This is a genomic window from Nocardia sp. NPDC051787 (assembly GCF_040681325.1).
In the GTDB taxonomy this organism is placed as follows: domain Bacteria; phylum Actinomycetota; class Actinomycetes; order Mycobacteriales; family Mycobacteriaceae; genus Nocardia.
Genome location: NZ_JBFAYO010000028.1, coordinates 38842 through 54258, shown reverse-complemented (window position 1 = coordinate 54258; position 15417 = coordinate 38842). Strand labels below are relative to the sequence as shown.

Below are 15417 nucleotides of genomic sequence, written 5' to 3'. Positions count from 1 at the left end.
CGTCCCATGGCCCTCACCGTACCAATCGCCCTGCGAAGTCGCGCACACCGCTTGTTCTGGAGTCGCTACTCCACAATAATGGTGGACATGTCTTCCAAATACCGCGACCAGCCCCGCAGGCGGGTGGGCGTCCTGGTCTTCGACGGCGTCAAGATGCTCGACTTCGCCGGTCCCGCGGAGGTGTTCGTCGAGGCGAACCAGTCGCTGGCTGGTTACGAGGTGGTCCTGGTCTCGGCCGACGGCAAAGACGCCCAGACCTCGATCGGCGCGCGAGTCGCGGTGAGCTGCGCGGCCGTCGATGCGGGTCGCTTCGACACGGTGGTGATTCCCGGCAGCGAACTTCACCCAACGAAGTTCGTGACCCCCGAGGTATTGGCGGCGGCGCGGCATCTGTCCTGCGCTACACGGCGCCTGGCATCGATCTGCAGCGGCGCGTTCGTGCTGGCCGATCTAGGGCTGTTCGACGGCAGACGCGCAACCACACATTGGAAATTCGCGACCGATCTCGCGCGGCGGTTCCCGGCGATCGAGGTGGAGCCGGACGCGATCTTCGTGCGCGACGGCAATCTGTACAGCTCGGCCGGCGTGGCCGCGGGTGTCGATCTGGCGCTCGCACTGGTCGAGGAGGACCACGGCGCCGACATCGCCCGGCGGGTGGCGCAGTCGCTGGTGGTCTACATGCAGCGCGCGGGCGGGCAGTCGCAGTTCTCGGCCTCGCTGCGCGGACCGGCGCCGCGCAGTCCCCTGGTCCGCGGTGTGGTAGATCTGATCTGCGCGGACCCGGCGTTCCCGCATACGGTCCAGACCCTGGCCACCCATGCGCGGGTCAGCGTCCGGCATCTCACCCGGCTGTTCCGCGCCGAGCTCGAACGGTCCCCCGCGGAATACGTCGCGTTCATCCGATTCGGCATGGCCAGGGACATGCTGCACGCCGGATACGGCGTGACCGAGGCCGCGATGGCCGCCGGGTACGGCAGCAGCGAGGCGCTGCGTCGCGCGTTCGTGGCGCGGCTGGGGATTTCGCCGCGCAAGTACCAGCAGCGCTTCCGGTCAACCGGCTCAGCCGCCGCGATAGACCAGGCGATCGAACGAGCGGTGTCCTGATCGGAGGCTTTTGCGGCCCGTGCTGAGGGGCGTGGGAAGCAGTGCCCGGCCGACACTGTCTCAGGCACAGCGCCGTCCGCGTACGGCAGAAAGGAAGTCATTTCCCGCGTGGCAACTCCTACTATCGTTCTCGTGCACGGCGCCTTCGCCGATGCCTCGAGCTGGTCCCCGGTCACCGAGCGGCTGCTCGGCCAAGGCCACCAGGTTGTGGCTCCACCGGTCTTCAACCGCAGTCTGTCCGCCGATGCGGCCCACATCCGGTCGTTGGTGGAGCAGATCGACGGACCGGTCCTGCTGGCCGGGCACTCGTACGGTGGAGCCGTCATCACCGTCGCGGGTGTGGCCGACAATGTCGCCGGGCTGATCTATGTGTCCGGCTACGCCTTGGAGGAAGGCGAGAGCCTGGGGCAACTGCAGGGCGGATTCCCGGACTCCGACCTGGCGGCCAACCTCGTCTACGCGCCCTACCCGGTCGAGAACGGCGAGCCCAGCACGGATGTCTCGGTCGGCATCGACGCCTTCCCCGAGGTATTCGCGGCGGGCCTCGACCCCGCGAAGGCGAAGGTCCTCGCGGTCTCGCAGCGGCCGTTGTCGGCGATCGCGTTCAATGAGCCCGCCTCGGCGGCCGCATGGAAGACGAAGCCGGGCTGGGGCATCGTGCCCAGCGCCGACCGCACCATCAACCCGGACGTCGAACGTTTCGGTTATCAGCGAGCCGGGCTGCGGGCGGTGGTCGAGATCGACGGACCACACCTGGTGATGCAGACCCACCCCGACGAGGTCGCGGCCGTGATCACCGGCGCGATCGCCGAATCGGCCTGATCCGCCGTACTTTTCACCACTCCCCACCTTCCCGATACGAGAAAGGCACCACCATGTCAGGAAACCCGTTGGGTATCTCGCTCGAGCAAGCGGCGCAGGAGTTCATCGACGCGACCGCGCAGCCGCCGTTCCTCTACCAGCTTCCGCCGGAAGAGGGACGCAAGGCCGTGGACGCGGTCCAGGACTCGCCGATCTTCAAGCCCGACGTCGACGAGGAGTGGATCACCGTCGAGGGCGGGCCGACGGGCTCGGTGCGGGCCAGGATCGTCAAGCCGCAGGGCGTCACCGGAACACTGCCGGTGATCGTCTACACCCACGGCGCGGGATGGGTGTTCGGCGACGCGCACACCCATGACCGCCTGGTCCGCGATCTCGCCGTCGGCGCACACGCGGCCGTGGTGTTTCCCGAATACGACCGGTCGCCGGACGTGCGATACCCGGTGGCCAACGAGCAGTCCTACCGGGTCGCCCAGTGGGTCACCACCAATGGCGCGGAGAAAGGCCTCGACTCGTCCCGGATCGCCATCGCGGGCGACTCGGTCGGCGGCAACATGGCCATCGCGTTGACGCTGATGGCGAAGGAGCGCGGAGATGTCTCGTTCGTCCAGCAGGTGCTGTTCTATCCGGTGACCGACGCCAACTTCGATACCGGCTCCTACCAGCAGTTCGCCGAAGGGTACTTCCTCACTCGCGAAGGCATGAAGTGGTTCTGGGACCAGTACACCACCAATCCGGAAGAGCGCGCGCAGATCACCGTGTCGCCGCTGCGGGCAACCACCGAGCAGCTGGCCGGGCTACCGCCCGCGCTGGTCATCACCGCCGAAGCCGACGTGCTGCGCGATGAGGGGGAAGCCTTCGCTGGCAAGCTGCGCGCCGCGGGCGTCCCGGTCACCCAGGTGCGCTACGGCGGGATCGTCCACGACTTCGTGATGGTCAATGCGTTGCACGACACGCACGCCGCCAAAGCCGCTGTGGCGCAGGCCGTCTCGACGCTGCGGGCCGCGCTGTATCCGGCCTGACTCGATTCGATCCGTACCGATCACCGAATTCGAAGGAACCCACACTCGTGAGCACCGAGCCCACCAATCCTGCCGCCGCGCCGACCATCGTGCTGGTCCACGGCGCCTTCGCCGACTCCTCCAGCTGGAACGGGGTCGCCGAACGGCTACGCGCACAAGGGCATCCCGTGATCGCCGCGGCCAACCCGCTGCGCGGCCTCGACAGCGACGCCGCCTACGTCGCGTCGGTCCTCGACAGCATCGAAGGACCGTGCGTCCTGGTCGGCCACTCGTACGGCGGGAGCGTCATCACGGTCGCGGCCGCGGCGAAATCCAACGTCAAGGCGTTGGTCTACGTTGCCGCGTTCCTTCCCGACGAGGGCGAAAGCGCACTGCAACTGACCGACAAGTTCCCCGGGTCCACCCTCGGGCCGACCACCCGGCCCGCGTCCTACCCGCTCCCTGATGGCGGCACCGGCACCGAGCTCTACATCCGGCAGGACGAATTCCATCAGCAGTTCGCCGCCGATGTGCCCGCCGCCACCGCCGAGCTGATGGCCGTGACCCAGCGGCCGGTCGCCCTCGATGCCTTGCAACAACCGGCGACCGCGACGGCATGGCGGAAGGTCCCGGCGTTCGCGCTGGTCACCACCGAAGACAAGAACATTCCGGTACAAGCCCAGCGGTTCATGGCCGAACGCGCCGGCGCCGACATCGTCGAGGTCTCCGCCTCCCACGCGGTCTCGGTTTCCCTGCCGGAGGTGGTCAGCGATCTGATCCTTCGCGCTGCCGAGCAGTAGGAACGAACTATCCGGGAGGCCGCGCAGCCACCAGGGGTCCGCGCCGCGGGAACTTTCCAGCGGCACGGCTCTCGACGCTGCGCGGCCCCGTCCGCTCTACCCGCGCGCTTGGCACTGCGGCTCATGCCGGGCGAAGCAGCGCACTTATCGGCCGACTACCGGAGCCAACGCGCCGGCACCGGCCGCTGGGACACAGCGCCGGATTTCGGCGGCCATGCGATCGGCCGACGACAGGCTTGCCCGAGCGAACCGACCGTCCCGGCGCCGCACAGCCGTCCCGCGCTACTCGCCGATTCGGGCTATCGTCTCCGCCACCCGCTCCAGGTGTTCGGCCATCGCCTGCCGCGCGGCCTCCGGCGAGCCCGCCTCGATGGCACGGACGATAGCCTCGTGTTCCCGATCGGAGTCGGCGCGGCGATCCTGGGTCAGATTGAGGAATTCCGACTGCGGGTCCAGCGCGCGGCGGGTATCGGCGACCACCGCGGTCAGCATTTTGTTTCCGCTCGCCGCCGCTATCGCGGTGTGCAACTCGCCGTCGTAGCGGACCCACTCGCGGTCGTCGGTGGCTGCCGCCAGTTTGCCGAGTAGCTCGAAAAGCTGCCGCAGCTGGTCTGGCGTGCGGCGTTGCGCCGCGAACCCTGCGGTGGGGATCTCGATGAGCTGGCGAGCCTCGATCAGATCTCCCGCGTCGACACCGGCGAACGTCAGTTGCGGGCTCTCCTTCGTGGAGACGACGAAAGTTCCCCGGCCCGTATGCGTTTCAGTGAGGCCGAGGGTCGCGCAGGCGTGCAGCGCCTCGCGGACCACCGGACGGCTGACGCCGAACTGCTGGGCCAAGGCGAGCTCAGCGGGCAAGCGGTCGCCTACCGCGTATTCGCCGCTTTGGATCAGGTCCTTCAGCCGACGAAAGACCGCTTCCGTGGCGCCGATGCGATGCACCCGGCCTTCTTCGACTGTCACGTGACCAAGTATGGAGATCCGCCGATAGGGCGTCAAAACGCTCGGTCCAGCGAATATTCGTGTCGCCTGGATGTTGACAGCGAAATGTGACGCGTATTACGGTCAACCTGTCTTACAGCCTGACCGCATGGCAGCCATGCTTCACCTCGACCTCACGCGCTGCCACGCAAGCTGGATTTCGGCCCAAGGAAGGTTTCCATGACGCACCACGACGAAGTGTCGGCCCGGCCAGCCGCGCAAACACCAGCGGCGAAGCTCGATATCGGCGACGTCGGCTACCAGAAACAGCTACGCAAGCGCCACATGCAGATGATCGCGATCGGCGGCTCCATCGGCACCGGGCTCTTCCTCGGGGCCAGCGGCCGCATGGCGCTCGCCGGGCCGTCGCTGGCCATCGTCTACATCGTGTGCGGCGTCTTCACGTTCATGGTCGTGCGCGCGCTCGGCGAGCTGGTGATGTACCGGCCGTCATCCGGAGCGTTCGTTTCCTACGCCCGCGAGTTCCTCGGCGAGCGCGGAGCCTATTCCGTCGGCTGGCTGTATTTCCTGAATTGGTCCACCACATTGGTCGCCGACATCACCGCTGTGGCGCTGTACGCGCATTTCTGGTCGCCGTTCGTCCCGATACCGCAGTGGGTCCTGGCGCTGATCGCGCTGGCGGTCGTCGTCGGGCTCAACGTCGTGTCGGTGCGCCTGTTCGGCGAGTTCGAGTTCTGGTTCGCGCTGATCAAGGTCGGCACCATCGTCGCCTTCATGCTGCTGGCCGTGGTGTTCCTCGTCACCGGCACACCGGTCGACGGCAATGTCCCCGGCTTCTCGACGATCACCGACAACGGTGGCTTCTTCCCACACGGCCTTACGCCGATGCTCACCATCGCGCTCGGCGTGGTGTTCGCGTTCGGCGGGACGGAGATGATCGGCGTGGCCGCGGGCGAATCCGACAACCCCGGCGCCGTGGTTCCGAAGGCCGTCAACTCCATCATGTGGCGGATCATCCTGTTCTACGCGGGGTCGGTGGTCCTGTTCACGCTGTTGCTGCCGTGGACGGCGTACTCCCCCAGCGAGAGTCCGTTCGTCACCGTGATGAGCTCCATCGGAATCCCGCACGCGGGCGATGTCATGAACCTCGTCGTGCTCACCGCCGCGATGTCGAGCCTGAACGCCGGCCTGTACGCGACCGGTCGCACCCTGCGGTCGATGGCCGTGGCCGGGGCGGCGCCACGCTTCGCCGCCCGGATGAACCGCAATGGCGTTCCGTACGGCGGAATCCTGATCACCAGTTCGGTGGGCATCGCCGGTGTCGTGCTGAATCTCCTGGTGCCCCAGAAAGCGTTCGAGATCGTGCTGAACCTCGCTGGACTCGGCATCGTCGGGACCTGGGCTTCGATCATGATCTGTCACTGGATTTTCGTGCGGAAGTCCCAGCGAGGTGAGTATCACCGACCGGACTTCCGGCTGCCGTTCGCTCCGGTGCTCAATATCATGACCCTCGTCTTCCTGGCCGGTGTCGTCGCGCTGATGTTCTTCGATGACGAGATCGGGCGGATCACGCTCGCGGTGTTCACCGTCGTCGTCGCGGCCATGGTCGCGGGATGGTTCCGGATCAGGGGCCGTCTCGATCCGGATGTGCTCGCCCCGATGGATCGGCCGGACGCGACCACCGAGGGAGCGAAGGGGGCATGAGCAATCGCGGAACAGCACGAACCCACGCATTGCGGGTTCACGTCCTCTACACCGGCGGCACTTTCGGAATGGCCGACCAGGGCGCCGGTATGGGACCGCGTTCGGGAATCGGTGCCGAAATCGCCGACCTCATCGCCCGATACGAGGAGGTGACGGGCCGGTCGGTCGAGTTCCGGTACGCCGAATTCGACCGCGTTATCGACAGCGCGACCGCTGACTCGGGCACCGCCTTCCGGATAGCGGAGTGGGTGCGATACCGCATCGAATCGGAGCGCCCGGACGGTGTCGTCGTTATTCACGGAACCGACACCATGGCCTATGTCGGTGCCCGCGTAGCCTTCGAACTGCGTGATGTCGCTGCGCCCGTGGTGCTGACCGGCGCCCAGATACCCCTTGGCCATCCCGGCAGCGACGCGCAGCGCAATCTGTATCTCGCACTGGATTCGATTGCCGCCCAACCAGGGCCGGGAACCTACATCGGGTTCGGCTCGGCTTTGCATCCCGCAGTGCGGGCCAGCAAACGCGCCTGTGACGACTACGAGGGCTTCACCACCGTCCGGGAATTCACGCCGCCCCAGTCCCCTCCGGCATTGTTACCGCGACGACACAGCACGGCAACCCGTCTTCCGGTGGGGCTGCTCACCGTCTTTCCCGGTCTGCACGCCGACCTGCTCAGCGCGGTGATTCGGCAGTATCCCGGTGGAATAGTCCTCGAATGCTACGGCTCGGGCACGATGCCGCACGGAGCCGAAGTAATCGAGACGATCCGGACGGCGACGCGGCGCGGAACCCCGGTCGTCGCGATCACCCAGTGTGACAGCGGGTCGGTCGATCTCGAGCGGTACTTGCCCGGACGGGCACTACTGGACGCGGGGGTGATCAGCGGAGGCGACATGACCAGGGAAGCGGCACTCGCCAAACTGGCCTACCTGGTCGACCTCGGGTTCTCCGGCGGGCCACTGCGGGACTGGATGACGACCAACATGCTCGGCGAGTTGTCCAAGCCTGCCGCGCCGCCCCTGGTAGCTGTCCGCGAAGACGCCCTGACCGCCCGGAGCCGATGATGACCGAGAGCACCCGAACCGAACGAGACTCGCTCGGCACCCGCACCGTGCCCGGCGACGCCTACTGGGGCATCCACACCGCACGCGCACTGGACAATTTCGCCATCACCGGCGACAGCATCGGGCGCTACCCCGCGCTCGTCGCCGCGCTCGCCACGGTCAAGCAGGCCGCCTGCCGCGCGAACCGCGAGCTCGGCATCCTGGACGCTCGCCGCGCCGACGCGATCGAATCGGCCTGCGCCGAGATCAGAGGCGGCGCGCTGCACGACCAGTTTCCGATCGACCCGATCCAAGGCGGCGCGGGTACCTCGACGAACATGAATGCCAACGAGGTCATCGCCAACCGGGCGCTGGAGTTGCTCGGCCACGATCGCGGGACCTACACCGAGCTGGACCCGCTCGACCACGTCAACCTCGGCCAATCCACCAACGACGTGTACCCGACCGCAATTCGCGTCGCCTTCGTGCGGCACATCCGGGAACTCGTCGCCGCCCTGCGCCGCCTCGCGGACGCGTTCGGCGCCAAGGCGGACGAATTCGCCGACGTCATCAAAATGGGCCGCACCCAGCTGCAGGACGCCGTGCCGATGACCCTCGGACAGGAATTCGGCACCTTCGCGGTCATGGTGCGCGAGGACTGCGACCGGCTCGAGGAGGGCATCGCCCTGCTGTGCGAGAGCAACCTCGGCGGCACCGCGATCGGCACCGGAATCAACGGCCATCCGAGCTACCCCGCGCTGGCCTGCGCCCACCTCGCCGAGCTCACCGGCGAACTCGTCACGCCTGCGGCCGATTTGATCGAGGCAACCCAGGATTGCGGCGCCTTCGTTCAGGTCTCCGGCATCATCAAGCGGGTCGCGGTCAAACTGTCCAAGACGTGCAATGACCTGCGCTTGATGTCGTCCGGCCCGACAACGGGATTCGGTGAGATCAATCTGCCACCGGTCCAGGCCGGGTCATCGATCATGCCGGGGAAGGTCAATCCGGTCATTCCGGAAATCGTCAACCAGGTCGCCTTCGAGGCCATCGGCAACGACCTCACCGTGACCATGGCCGCCGAGGCCGGGCAGCTCCAACTCAACGCGTTCGAACCGATCATCGCCTACGGCATGCTGCGCACGACCACGCATCTGACCGCCGCGGTCGACACCTTGGCGACCAAGTGCGTCGCGGGCATCACCCCCAATCGCGACCATCTCGAGCAGGGCGTTCGGCGCTCCGTCGGCATCGTCACGGCCCTGACCCCCTACATCGGCTACGCGGCCAGCGCCCGCATCGCCAAACAAGCACTGCAAACTGGCCAATCCGTCGCCGAGATCGCGATCGAACTCGGCTTGCTCACACCCGAAGCGATCGAGGAAATCCTCGGAGCCCGCCGGCTCGCCGGCCTCGCTGGTTCATCGGCCGACACCGCACCGCTGCGCCGTATAGTCCGCACGCCCGCCGGATCGGAAGTGCCCGCAGATCAGCACCGCTTCGGAACCTTCCGCTGAAGCCAGCTGCGCTCTCTGTTCCCGAGTTCACGCAGGTAAGCGACAGCCGCAGGCAATTCGGCGGTTCCGAGACGTCGGTAGATCGAGACAGCTTTGCGCAGCTCGCTCAAAGCTGTAACGGTCTTGTCCGTTGTGCCTTCCGGGATACGGCGCGTGCTGGTCGGAGTGGGCGTCGACCTGGGATGGAGCGAGAGCCAACTTCGGTTCCAGCAGATCCCCGGCAGCGGAACCGTCTATGTCTTCGGGCTGTCGATTGCCTCTTTCGCCTTCGCCTCGATGACCTTCGCCCTCGTAAGCCCTTGGGGCGAGCGGTTTCCGGCATGGTTCCCACGCTCGGCCGGTCGGCGCGTCCCTCCGGCACTGCCGATCACGGTCTCGCTCACCGGCGCCGCCGCCGTGGCCGCGATCGTCGTGGCAAGTGCTCGCAATTGGAGCAGAGTCAGCGGTTTCGAGGGCGACCTCACATCGGGTTGGGCGAAATTGATGACCGCGTGCTACGCGCCTGCGACGTTATGGCCGATCTTGCTGACGTTGGTCACGGCGAGCTACTGGCGTCACCACACGACGACGGGCCGGCACCGCACGACTCAGCGGTTGATCCTCGGTTCGAGTGCGCTGACGCATGTTCAGCCGGAACGAGAGGGCGCTACCACAGTGGACCGTGCTGCCCCTGGCCCGATGGTGATGGGCAGGCGCGCCCCGGCAGTGCTGCGGAATCTCCGGCGGCGGCTGGAAGGCGCCCTGCCTTTCAGTCGCAGACGGCACCGATCGACGCCGAGCCCACCAACTTGGTGTATTTCGCCAGCACACCGCGGGTGTAGCGGGGCGGAAGGGGTTTCCAGCCCTCGCGTCTGCGGACGAGTTCTTCGGCGTCGACCAGGAGGTCGAGAGTTCCCGCGGCGACGTCGAGACGGATGGGGTCGCCGTCGCGGACGAACGCGATCGGGCCGCCGTCGACGGCTTCAGGGGCGACGTGGCCGACGCACAGACCGGTGGTGCCGCCGGAGAACCGTCCGTCGGTGAGGAGCAGGACGTCTTTGCCCAGGCCCGCGCCTTTGATGGCCGCGGTGATCGCGAGCATCTCGCGCATGCCGGGACCGCCCTTCGGGCCCTCGTACCGGATGACCACCACATCGCCTGCCGAGATCGTGCCGTCTTCGAGGGCATCCATCGCGGCCCGCTCGCCGTCGAAAACCCGCGCGGTGCCGGCGAAGACATCGAACTCGAAGCCCGCCGACTTGACGACGGCGCCATCGGGCGCGAGCGAACCCGAGAGGATGGTGATGCCGCCGGTCGGATGCATCGGCGACGTGATGGCCCGGATCACCTTGCCGTCGGGGTCGGGCGGGGCGATGCCGGCCAGGTTCTCCGCAACCGACCGGCCTGTCACGGTCAGGCAGTCGCCATGCAGCAATCCGGCGTCGAGCAGCGTCTTCATCAGCACCGGCACGCCGCCGATCCGGTCCACGTCGGTCATCACGTGCCTGCCGAACGGTTTGACGTCGGCCAGGTGCGGCACCCGGCGGCCGATGCGGGCGAAATCGTCCAGCGTCAAGTCGACGTTCGCCTCATGCGCGATCGCCAGCAGGTGCAGAACCGCGTTGGTGGAACCGCCGAATGCCATCACGACCGCGATCGCGTTCTCGAAGGCGGGTTTGGTGAGAATGTCGGACGGGGTGATCCCCTGCCGGATCAACTCCACCACCGCCTCGCCGCTGCGCCGGGCATAGCCGTCGCGGCGGCGGTCGGTCGCGGGCGGCGCCGCGCTGCCCGGCAACGACATGCCGAGTGCCTCGGCCGCACTCGCCATCGTGTTGGCGGTGTACATCCCGCCGCAGGCCCCCTCGCCCGGACAGATGGCCCGCTCGATGGCGTCCACATCGTCGCGGCTCATCAGGCCGCGCGCACAAGCGCCGACCGCCTCGAACGCGTCGATGATCGTCACCTCGCGCTCGCTGCCGTCGGACAGCTTGGCGATGCCGGGCAGGATCGAGCCCGCGTACAAGAAGACGCTCGCCAGGTTCAGCCTGGCCGCCGCCATGAGCATCCCGGGCAGCGACTTGTCGCAGCCGGCCAGCAGCACCGCACCGTCCAACCGCTCGGCCTGCATCACCGTTTCGACGCTGTCGGCAATCACCTCGCGCGAGACCAGGGAAAAGTGCATCCCCTCATGCCCCATGGAGATGCCGTCGGACACCGAGATGGTGCCGAACTGCATGGGAAAGCCGCCACCGGAGAACACGCCATCCTTGCACCCCCTGGCGAGCCGGTCGAGCGAGAGATTGCACGGGGTGATCTCGTTCCACGAAGAGGCCACCCCGATCTGCGGCTTCTCCCAGTCTTCGTCACCCATGCCGACCGCGCGCAGCATCCCGCGGGCCGCGGCCTTTTCCAGGCCGTCGGTGACGTCGCGGCTGCGTGGCTTGAGGTCGGACACCTGCGGATTCTCCGGCACGGTTCCCTATCATCCTCGTTCGGGCGCGCGAACGGCAGCGACCACGCCGAACCGCATGATTGCCATGCCGCGGACGTGCGTCGCGCCAGAACTCGTACGCCCTGAGCGTAATGGCGGGCAGGCCGGGGATCCGGGACCGTACGCTCGCACCATGACCGAGCATCCGAGACTTCACTCGATCCCGGGAGGACGCGACGACCGGATCCGGGATCCGCAATCGCGGACGGCTCCGGAACCGCTCTGGCGCGAGGCGCTCGGCGAACAGTTGCGCACGCTGCGCCAGGATCGGCGCGAGACGCTGGTGGAAACGGCCAAGCGGGCGGGCATTTCCCCGCAGTACTTGTCCGAGGTGGAGCGCGGTCGCAAAGAGCCGTCGAGTGAAATGATCGCCGCTCTGGCGGGATCGCTCGGCACGACGCTGGGCGAGCTCATCGGACAGGTGGCGGATGACCTTCGCGCCCAGCGTCGCGTCGCGTTCCTCGGTCGGCCCGGTCAGCGTTCCAGCGCCGGGCCGACGCTCATGGCGCTGGCCGCCTGATCAGTCGCGGGCGCCGAGCACCTGGTCGACGAGGCCGTAGCCGACCGCAGCCTGGGCGGTGAAGACCCGGTCGCGATCGGTGTCGTGGCGCAGCCGCTCCACCGACTGCCCGGTGTGCCGCGACAGGATGGACTCGATCTCCGCGCGCATCCGCACCAGCTCGTCGGCCTGCAGAATCAGGTCGGGTATCGCACCCTGGCCGCGCGCGGCGGGCTGGTGCAGCACCACCCTCGCGTGCGGCAGCATGGCACGGCGGCCGGGTTCACCGCCTGCCAGCAAGACCGCGCCGACCGCGATGGCTTGGCCCACGCAGGTGGTCTGCACCGGGGACTTGATGTGCTGCATGGTGTCGTACACGGCGAGCATCGAGGAGAGATCGCCGCCCTCGCAGTTGATGTACAGGTTGATCTCCTGTTCCGGGCTTTCCGACTCCAGGTGCAGCAGTTGTGCGATGAGCGCGTTGGCCACGCCCGAGTCGATCGGCGTGCCGAGGTAGACGATCCGCTCGGCGAGCAGGTGGGAGTAGATGTCGGTGATCCGCTCGCCGCCGCGCGGATGCTGCGCGATCACATTGGGAATGGTGTAGGTACTCATGCTGTGTCCTTTCCGGCATGCGCGGGGCCCTCCGTGGTCACGCTGCGCTGCCGTCTCCGGGCCTGACCGCTCATGACTGCGCCTCGCTGGCGCTCGGCTCCGTCCTGCGCGGTGCGCGCTGTGTCGATGATTCGCTCGCTCATGCCGAGATTCCGATCCGTTGCCGCTGGGGAACGACCTGTCCGAACGAGTCGACGATGTGATCGATGAAGCCGTACTCCTTGGCTTGCGCGGCGGTGAACCAGCGGTCGTGCAGCGAGTCCTCGTAGATCCGGTCGAACGGCTGCCCGGTGTCCTCGGCGATGATGCCGAGCACCGTGTCGACGGTATGACGCAGATCGTCGGCCTGGACTTCGACGTCGACCGCGGTGCCGCCGATACCCGCCGACCCCTGATGCATCAGCACCCGGGCATGCGGCAACGCGAAACGCCGACCGCGGCTGCCCGACGACAAAAGGAATTGCCCTGCGCTGCAAGCCAAACCGAGGGCAAGCGTGGAGACCTCGCACGGCACCAAACGCATCACATCACGGATGGCGAGCATCGACGGAACCGATCCGCCCGGCGAATGGATCCACAGCGAGATGCCCGTGTCCGGGTCTTCCGCGGCGAGGGTGAGCAGCTGCGTCATCAGCAGCGTCCCGTTGTCGTCGTCGAGCGGACCGTCCAGTACCAGGATCCGGCGGCTGAGCAGCTGCTCCCGGGCCCGCCAGCTGAACAACGGGGTCTTGTCATCGTGAGCCATGCCTCCACCGTGCCCCAGTCACCCCGCGAAACCGGTACCACGCTGCCCTCGGCAGATCTGCTCTCAGCAGCCGAGCCACGAGCGCGTGTACGTGGAACGGCTGGCCCGCGTCCACGCCCGAGTCTTTTTGCTGGGTCGGCAAAATGACCATGCCCGTCGGCGCAGCATGCGCCGACGGGCATCGTCGTGGAAAGGCGGGTCGGCTATGACTCGCGTCCCGCGGTCGAGGCGGACCGCTGCCTGTTGGTGCGGGCGCGGCGGCGTTCGGCCTGCAGTTCGGCGAGTTCCTGCTCGAGGATGTCCGCGACGCGGAACGAACCGGTGTCGTAGATGTCCGGGGGGCGGACCGTCGTGGGCTGCAGGAGATCGGGCTTGGGAGTGTCCTTGCCGTTCTTCGCTTCCGCTGTGACGGTGTCGCTCTTCGGGTCGGCCACCGGGCGCCGGGTCGCGGCGGCGATCTCCGACAGCGCGGCGGTCGGCGTCTCGCTCTCCGGCATCGCGGTCCGCGGTGTGGCCGAGGGCGTCTGCCGCACAATCACCTTGGCCGGGGCAGCCTCTTCTGTGGGCACCCGCGTCGCGGAGCGCTCGTCGGCATTGGTCGCGGAAGCCGCCGACGGCGCGACGGTCTCGCTGTCCGGGGCGGGCTTCTTGCCGTTGGCCGAAGCGGCAGTGCTCGTCGCGGCGACCACGGCATCGGAGGTCTTGGCCTGCACCGTCGCGGCGGGGCGCGTCTCGAAGCCGTCCATCGCGTCGAGTGCCTCGATGGTCTCGGGCAGCACTGGCTTGCGGGGTTTTTCGGCCGGTGCGCGCTTCTGCTCCGCTTGGACCGGAGCGGAATGCTCCGGTGCGACAGCGGCTTCCGCGACCGCCTCCGCCACCTCCTCGACCAACTCGACCGGTTGCGCCGCCGGGGACTCGTCGAGAGCCAGCTGTTCGTGCGGCACGCCGGAGGTGGTCACCTCCTGCGGAATCGGCATCCGGTACCTGGGCAGCGTGAGCCGGATCTGCTCGGCCGGGTCGGGGAGGTCGCGGACCTGCTCGGTGGCCCTGGCGATGGCGAGGCCGTAGCGTGCGCTGGCGGCGTCGTGGATGAGCAGCGCCACGCCGATCATGACCGGTGCGATGGCGTGCACGGCGGCGTCGTACCACGCGTCCGCGCGCACGTACGGGTAGGTGTTGAGACTGACCGTCAGTGCCAGCAGGGCGACTTCGGCCGCGGCGACTTGGCGGCGGTTGTCGACCACGCCCCATTCGGCCACCTTGTTGGTGCCGATCATGATGATGATCAGGCAGACGCTGATCATGCCTTCGAGCAGGTAGCTGAACCAGTACAGCGGATCGGTCGGCCCGCCGGGTGCGATGTTCTGCTGGACGTTGACCGCCGACCACAGCATGCCCGCCGCGACGACGCCGGCCAGCGCGCGCAGTGACCAGGATCTATGCCGATAGAGCGAGGCCAGCTTCGCGTGCGGGCTGGATTCGCGTCGCTGCGCGGCAATCGCCTTGCGGGCGAGCAGGAGATCTCGCATGTCGGCCTTCTCGATCGCTTCGGTGGTCTGCCTGGCCCGGTCGGAGGCCGCGGCGGCAGCCTGCGCCTCTTTCCAGCGCTGTCCGCGCTCCTGGGTGCGAATCCGTTCGGCGAGCTCACGTTCGGCATGCAGTTCGTCCTCCGACAGCGCTTCGGTCAGCGCGGGATCGAACTGGTAGGCGAGCCGTCCACGGGCCTTCTCGACCCGTCTCGCCAGCTGTGTAACCTCGTCCTCGATGGGATGTTCGATGACCATCAGCGCTCCCCGCATGGGAGAGTCGATGGCAGACAAGTGATCACGAATGGCAACGGCACACCCCATTCATAGTCGATGCACCGCTGCCGGCGAAACCTATTCATTTGCCATCTCGTAAAACTATTCGGCGTGCCGCGGATGACACGCGTCGGCCCTGCCGGCATACCCTCCGCATCGAACCGAGCGCCGAACCATTGATCGCTCTATGCTGGGGTGGCGTGCTTTCCCTTCGCGGCGGCGCGTGCGCTCCCGCGGAGCGCTCGGATACGCCGGTGTCGCCGAGATTCGCCTCTCGGCGACACCGGGCCGGTCACGCACGTCGATCATCCTCGGGCACTTCGCGTTTCGATGCCATTCGCGGCGAGGATGCGCGAGCC

The 15417-nt window shown here is 67.5% G+C and carries 13 protein-coding genes; 8 read left to right on the top strand and 5 right to left on the bottom strand.

Going from position 1 to position 15417, the window contains the following annotated elements; genetic code table 11:
• Nucleotides 1–87 precede the first annotated feature (87 nt).
• The 4 genes from AB0M45_RS25915 to AB0M45_RS25900 all read left to right on the top strand — a co-directional run bounded on the left by AB0M45_RS25915 (nucleotide 88) and on the right by AB0M45_RS25900 (nucleotide 3724).
• Nucleotides 88–1104 (top strand): DJ-1/PfpI family protein, encoded by a 1017-nt coding sequence (locus AB0M45_RS25915; protein WP_364334346.1) that lies wholly within the window; start codon nucleotides 88–90, stop codon nucleotides 1102–1104.
• A 108-nt stretch (nucleotides 1105–1212) separates the two neighbouring features.
• Complete coding sequence (locus tag AB0M45_RS25910) at nucleotides 1213–1926, top strand: alpha/beta hydrolase (protein ID WP_364334343.1); 714 nt, start codon at nucleotides 1213–1215, stop codon at nucleotides 1924–1926.
• A 53-nt stretch (nucleotides 1927–1979) separates the two neighbouring features.
• Nucleotides 1980–2945, top strand: coding sequence for an alpha/beta hydrolase (locus AB0M45_RS25905; protein WP_364334340.1), 966 nt, complete (start codon nucleotides 1980–1982; stop codon nucleotides 2943–2945).
• A 47-nt stretch (nucleotides 2946–2992) separates the two neighbouring features.
• A complete protein-coding gene (locus AB0M45_RS25900; RefSeq protein WP_364334337.1) occupies nucleotides 2993–3724 on the top strand; it encodes an alpha/beta hydrolase in 732 nt (243 codons plus the stop codon).
• 282 nt (nucleotides 3725–4006) lie between these two features.
• Here AB0M45_RS25900 and AB0M45_RS25895 read toward each other — a convergent pair whose 3' ends face one another.
• Nucleotides 4007–4684, bottom strand: a complete 678-nt coding sequence (locus AB0M45_RS25895; protein ID WP_364334334.1) for a FadR/GntR family transcriptional regulator — start codon at nucleotides 4682–4684, stop codon at nucleotides 4007–4009.
• Between the two features lie 198 nt (nucleotides 4685–4882).
• Between AB0M45_RS25895 and AB0M45_RS25890 the strand changes: the two genes are divergently transcribed.
• Genes AB0M45_RS25890 through AB0M45_RS25880 form a run of 3 tightly spaced genes read left to right on the top strand, consistent with a single transcriptional unit; the run spans nucleotide 4883 to nucleotide 8924 of the window.
• On the top strand, nucleotides 4883–6367 hold the full coding sequence (locus AB0M45_RS25890; protein ID WP_364334331.1) for an amino acid permease: 1485 nt from the start codon (nucleotides 4883–4885) through the stop codon (nucleotides 6365–6367).
• Nucleotides 6364–7431: an asparaginase domain-containing protein gene (locus AB0M45_RS25885; RefSeq protein WP_364334328.1), complete on the top strand. Its 1068-nt coding sequence runs from the start codon at nucleotides 6364–6366 to the stop codon at nucleotides 7429–7431. Before AB0M45_RS25890 ends, AB0M45_RS25885 begins: the two co-directional genes overlap by 4 nt.
• The gene (locus tag AB0M45_RS25880) at nucleotides 7431–8924 is read left to right on the top strand and encodes an aspartate ammonia-lyase (RefSeq protein WP_364334325.1); all 1494 of its coding nucleotides are present in this window, start codon (nucleotides 7431–7433) and stop codon (nucleotides 8922–8924) included. The genes AB0M45_RS25885 and AB0M45_RS25880 overlap by 1 nt, the downstream gene beginning before the upstream one ends.
• 748 nt (nucleotides 8925–9672) lie before the next feature.
• Here the strand turns inward: AB0M45_RS25880 and ilvD are convergent.
• The gene (ilvD, locus tag AB0M45_RS25875; RefSeq protein WP_364334322.1) at nucleotides 9673–11379 is read right to left on the bottom strand and encodes a dihydroxy-acid dehydratase; all 1707 of its coding nucleotides are present in this window, start codon (nucleotides 11377–11379) and stop codon (nucleotides 9673–9675) included.
• 151 nt (nucleotides 11380–11530) lie between these two features.
• Here ilvD and AB0M45_RS25870 point away from each other — a divergent pair, with 151 nt between their 5' ends.
• Entirely contained in the window at nucleotides 11531–11917 is a 387-nt protein-coding gene (locus AB0M45_RS25870; protein ID WP_364334319.1) for a helix-turn-helix transcriptional regulator, read from the top strand.
• Here the strand turns inward: AB0M45_RS25870 and AB0M45_RS25865 are convergent, their stop codons facing one another.
• The 3 genes from AB0M45_RS25865 to AB0M45_RS25855 all read right to left on the bottom strand — a co-directional run bounded on the left by AB0M45_RS25865 (nucleotide 11918) and on the right by AB0M45_RS25855 (nucleotide 15040).
• Nucleotides 11918–12511, bottom strand: coding sequence for an ATP-dependent Clp protease proteolytic subunit (locus AB0M45_RS25865; RefSeq protein WP_364334316.1), 594 nt, complete (start codon nucleotides 12509–12511; stop codon nucleotides 11918–11920).
• A 139-nt stretch (nucleotides 12512–12650) separates the two neighbouring features.
• A complete protein-coding gene (locus AB0M45_RS25860) occupies nucleotides 12651–13256 on the bottom strand; it encodes an ATP-dependent Clp protease proteolytic subunit (protein ID WP_364334313.1) in 606 nt (201 codons plus the stop codon).
• 203 nt (nucleotides 13257–13459) lie between these two features.
• A complete protein-coding gene (locus AB0M45_RS25855) occupies nucleotides 13460–15040 on the bottom strand; it encodes a hypothetical protein (protein ID WP_364334310.1) in 1581 nt (526 codons plus the stop codon).
• Nucleotides 15041–15417: the final 377 nt, after the last annotated feature.

Coding starts and splice junctions, on each gene's coding strand:
- AB0M45_RS25865 (WP_364334316.1), bottom strand. CDS start 12,511: ATGAGTACCTACACCATTCCCAATGTGATCGCGCAGCATCCGCGCGGC.
- AB0M45_RS25890 (WP_364334331.1), top strand. CDS start 4,883: ATGACGCACCACGACGAAGTGTCGGCCCGGCCAGCCGCGCAAACACCA.
- AB0M45_RS25905 (WP_364334340.1), top strand. CDS start 1,980: ATGTCAGGAAACCCGTTGGGTATCTCGCTCGAGCAAGCGGCGCAGGAG.
- AB0M45_RS25855 (WP_364334310.1), bottom strand. CDS start 15,040: ATGGTCATCGAACATCCCATCGAGGACGAGGTTACACAGCTGGCGAGA.
- AB0M45_RS25860 (WP_364334313.1), bottom strand. CDS start 13,256: ATGGCTCACGATGACAAGACCCCGTTGTTCAGCTGGCGGGCCCGGGAG.
- AB0M45_RS25915 (WP_364334346.1), top strand. CDS start 88: ATGTCTTCCAAATACCGCGACCAGCCCCGCAGGCGGGTGGGCGTCCTG.
- AB0M45_RS25885 (WP_364334328.1), top strand. CDS start 6,364: ATGAGCAATCGCGGAACAGCACGAACCCACGCATTGCGGGTTCACGTC.
- AB0M45_RS25880 (WP_364334325.1), top strand. CDS start 7,431: ATGACCGAGAGCACCCGAACCGAACGAGACTCGCTCGGCACCCGCACC.
- AB0M45_RS25870 (WP_364334319.1), top strand. CDS start 11,531: ATGACCGAGCATCCGAGACTTCACTCGATCCCGGGAGGACGCGACGAC.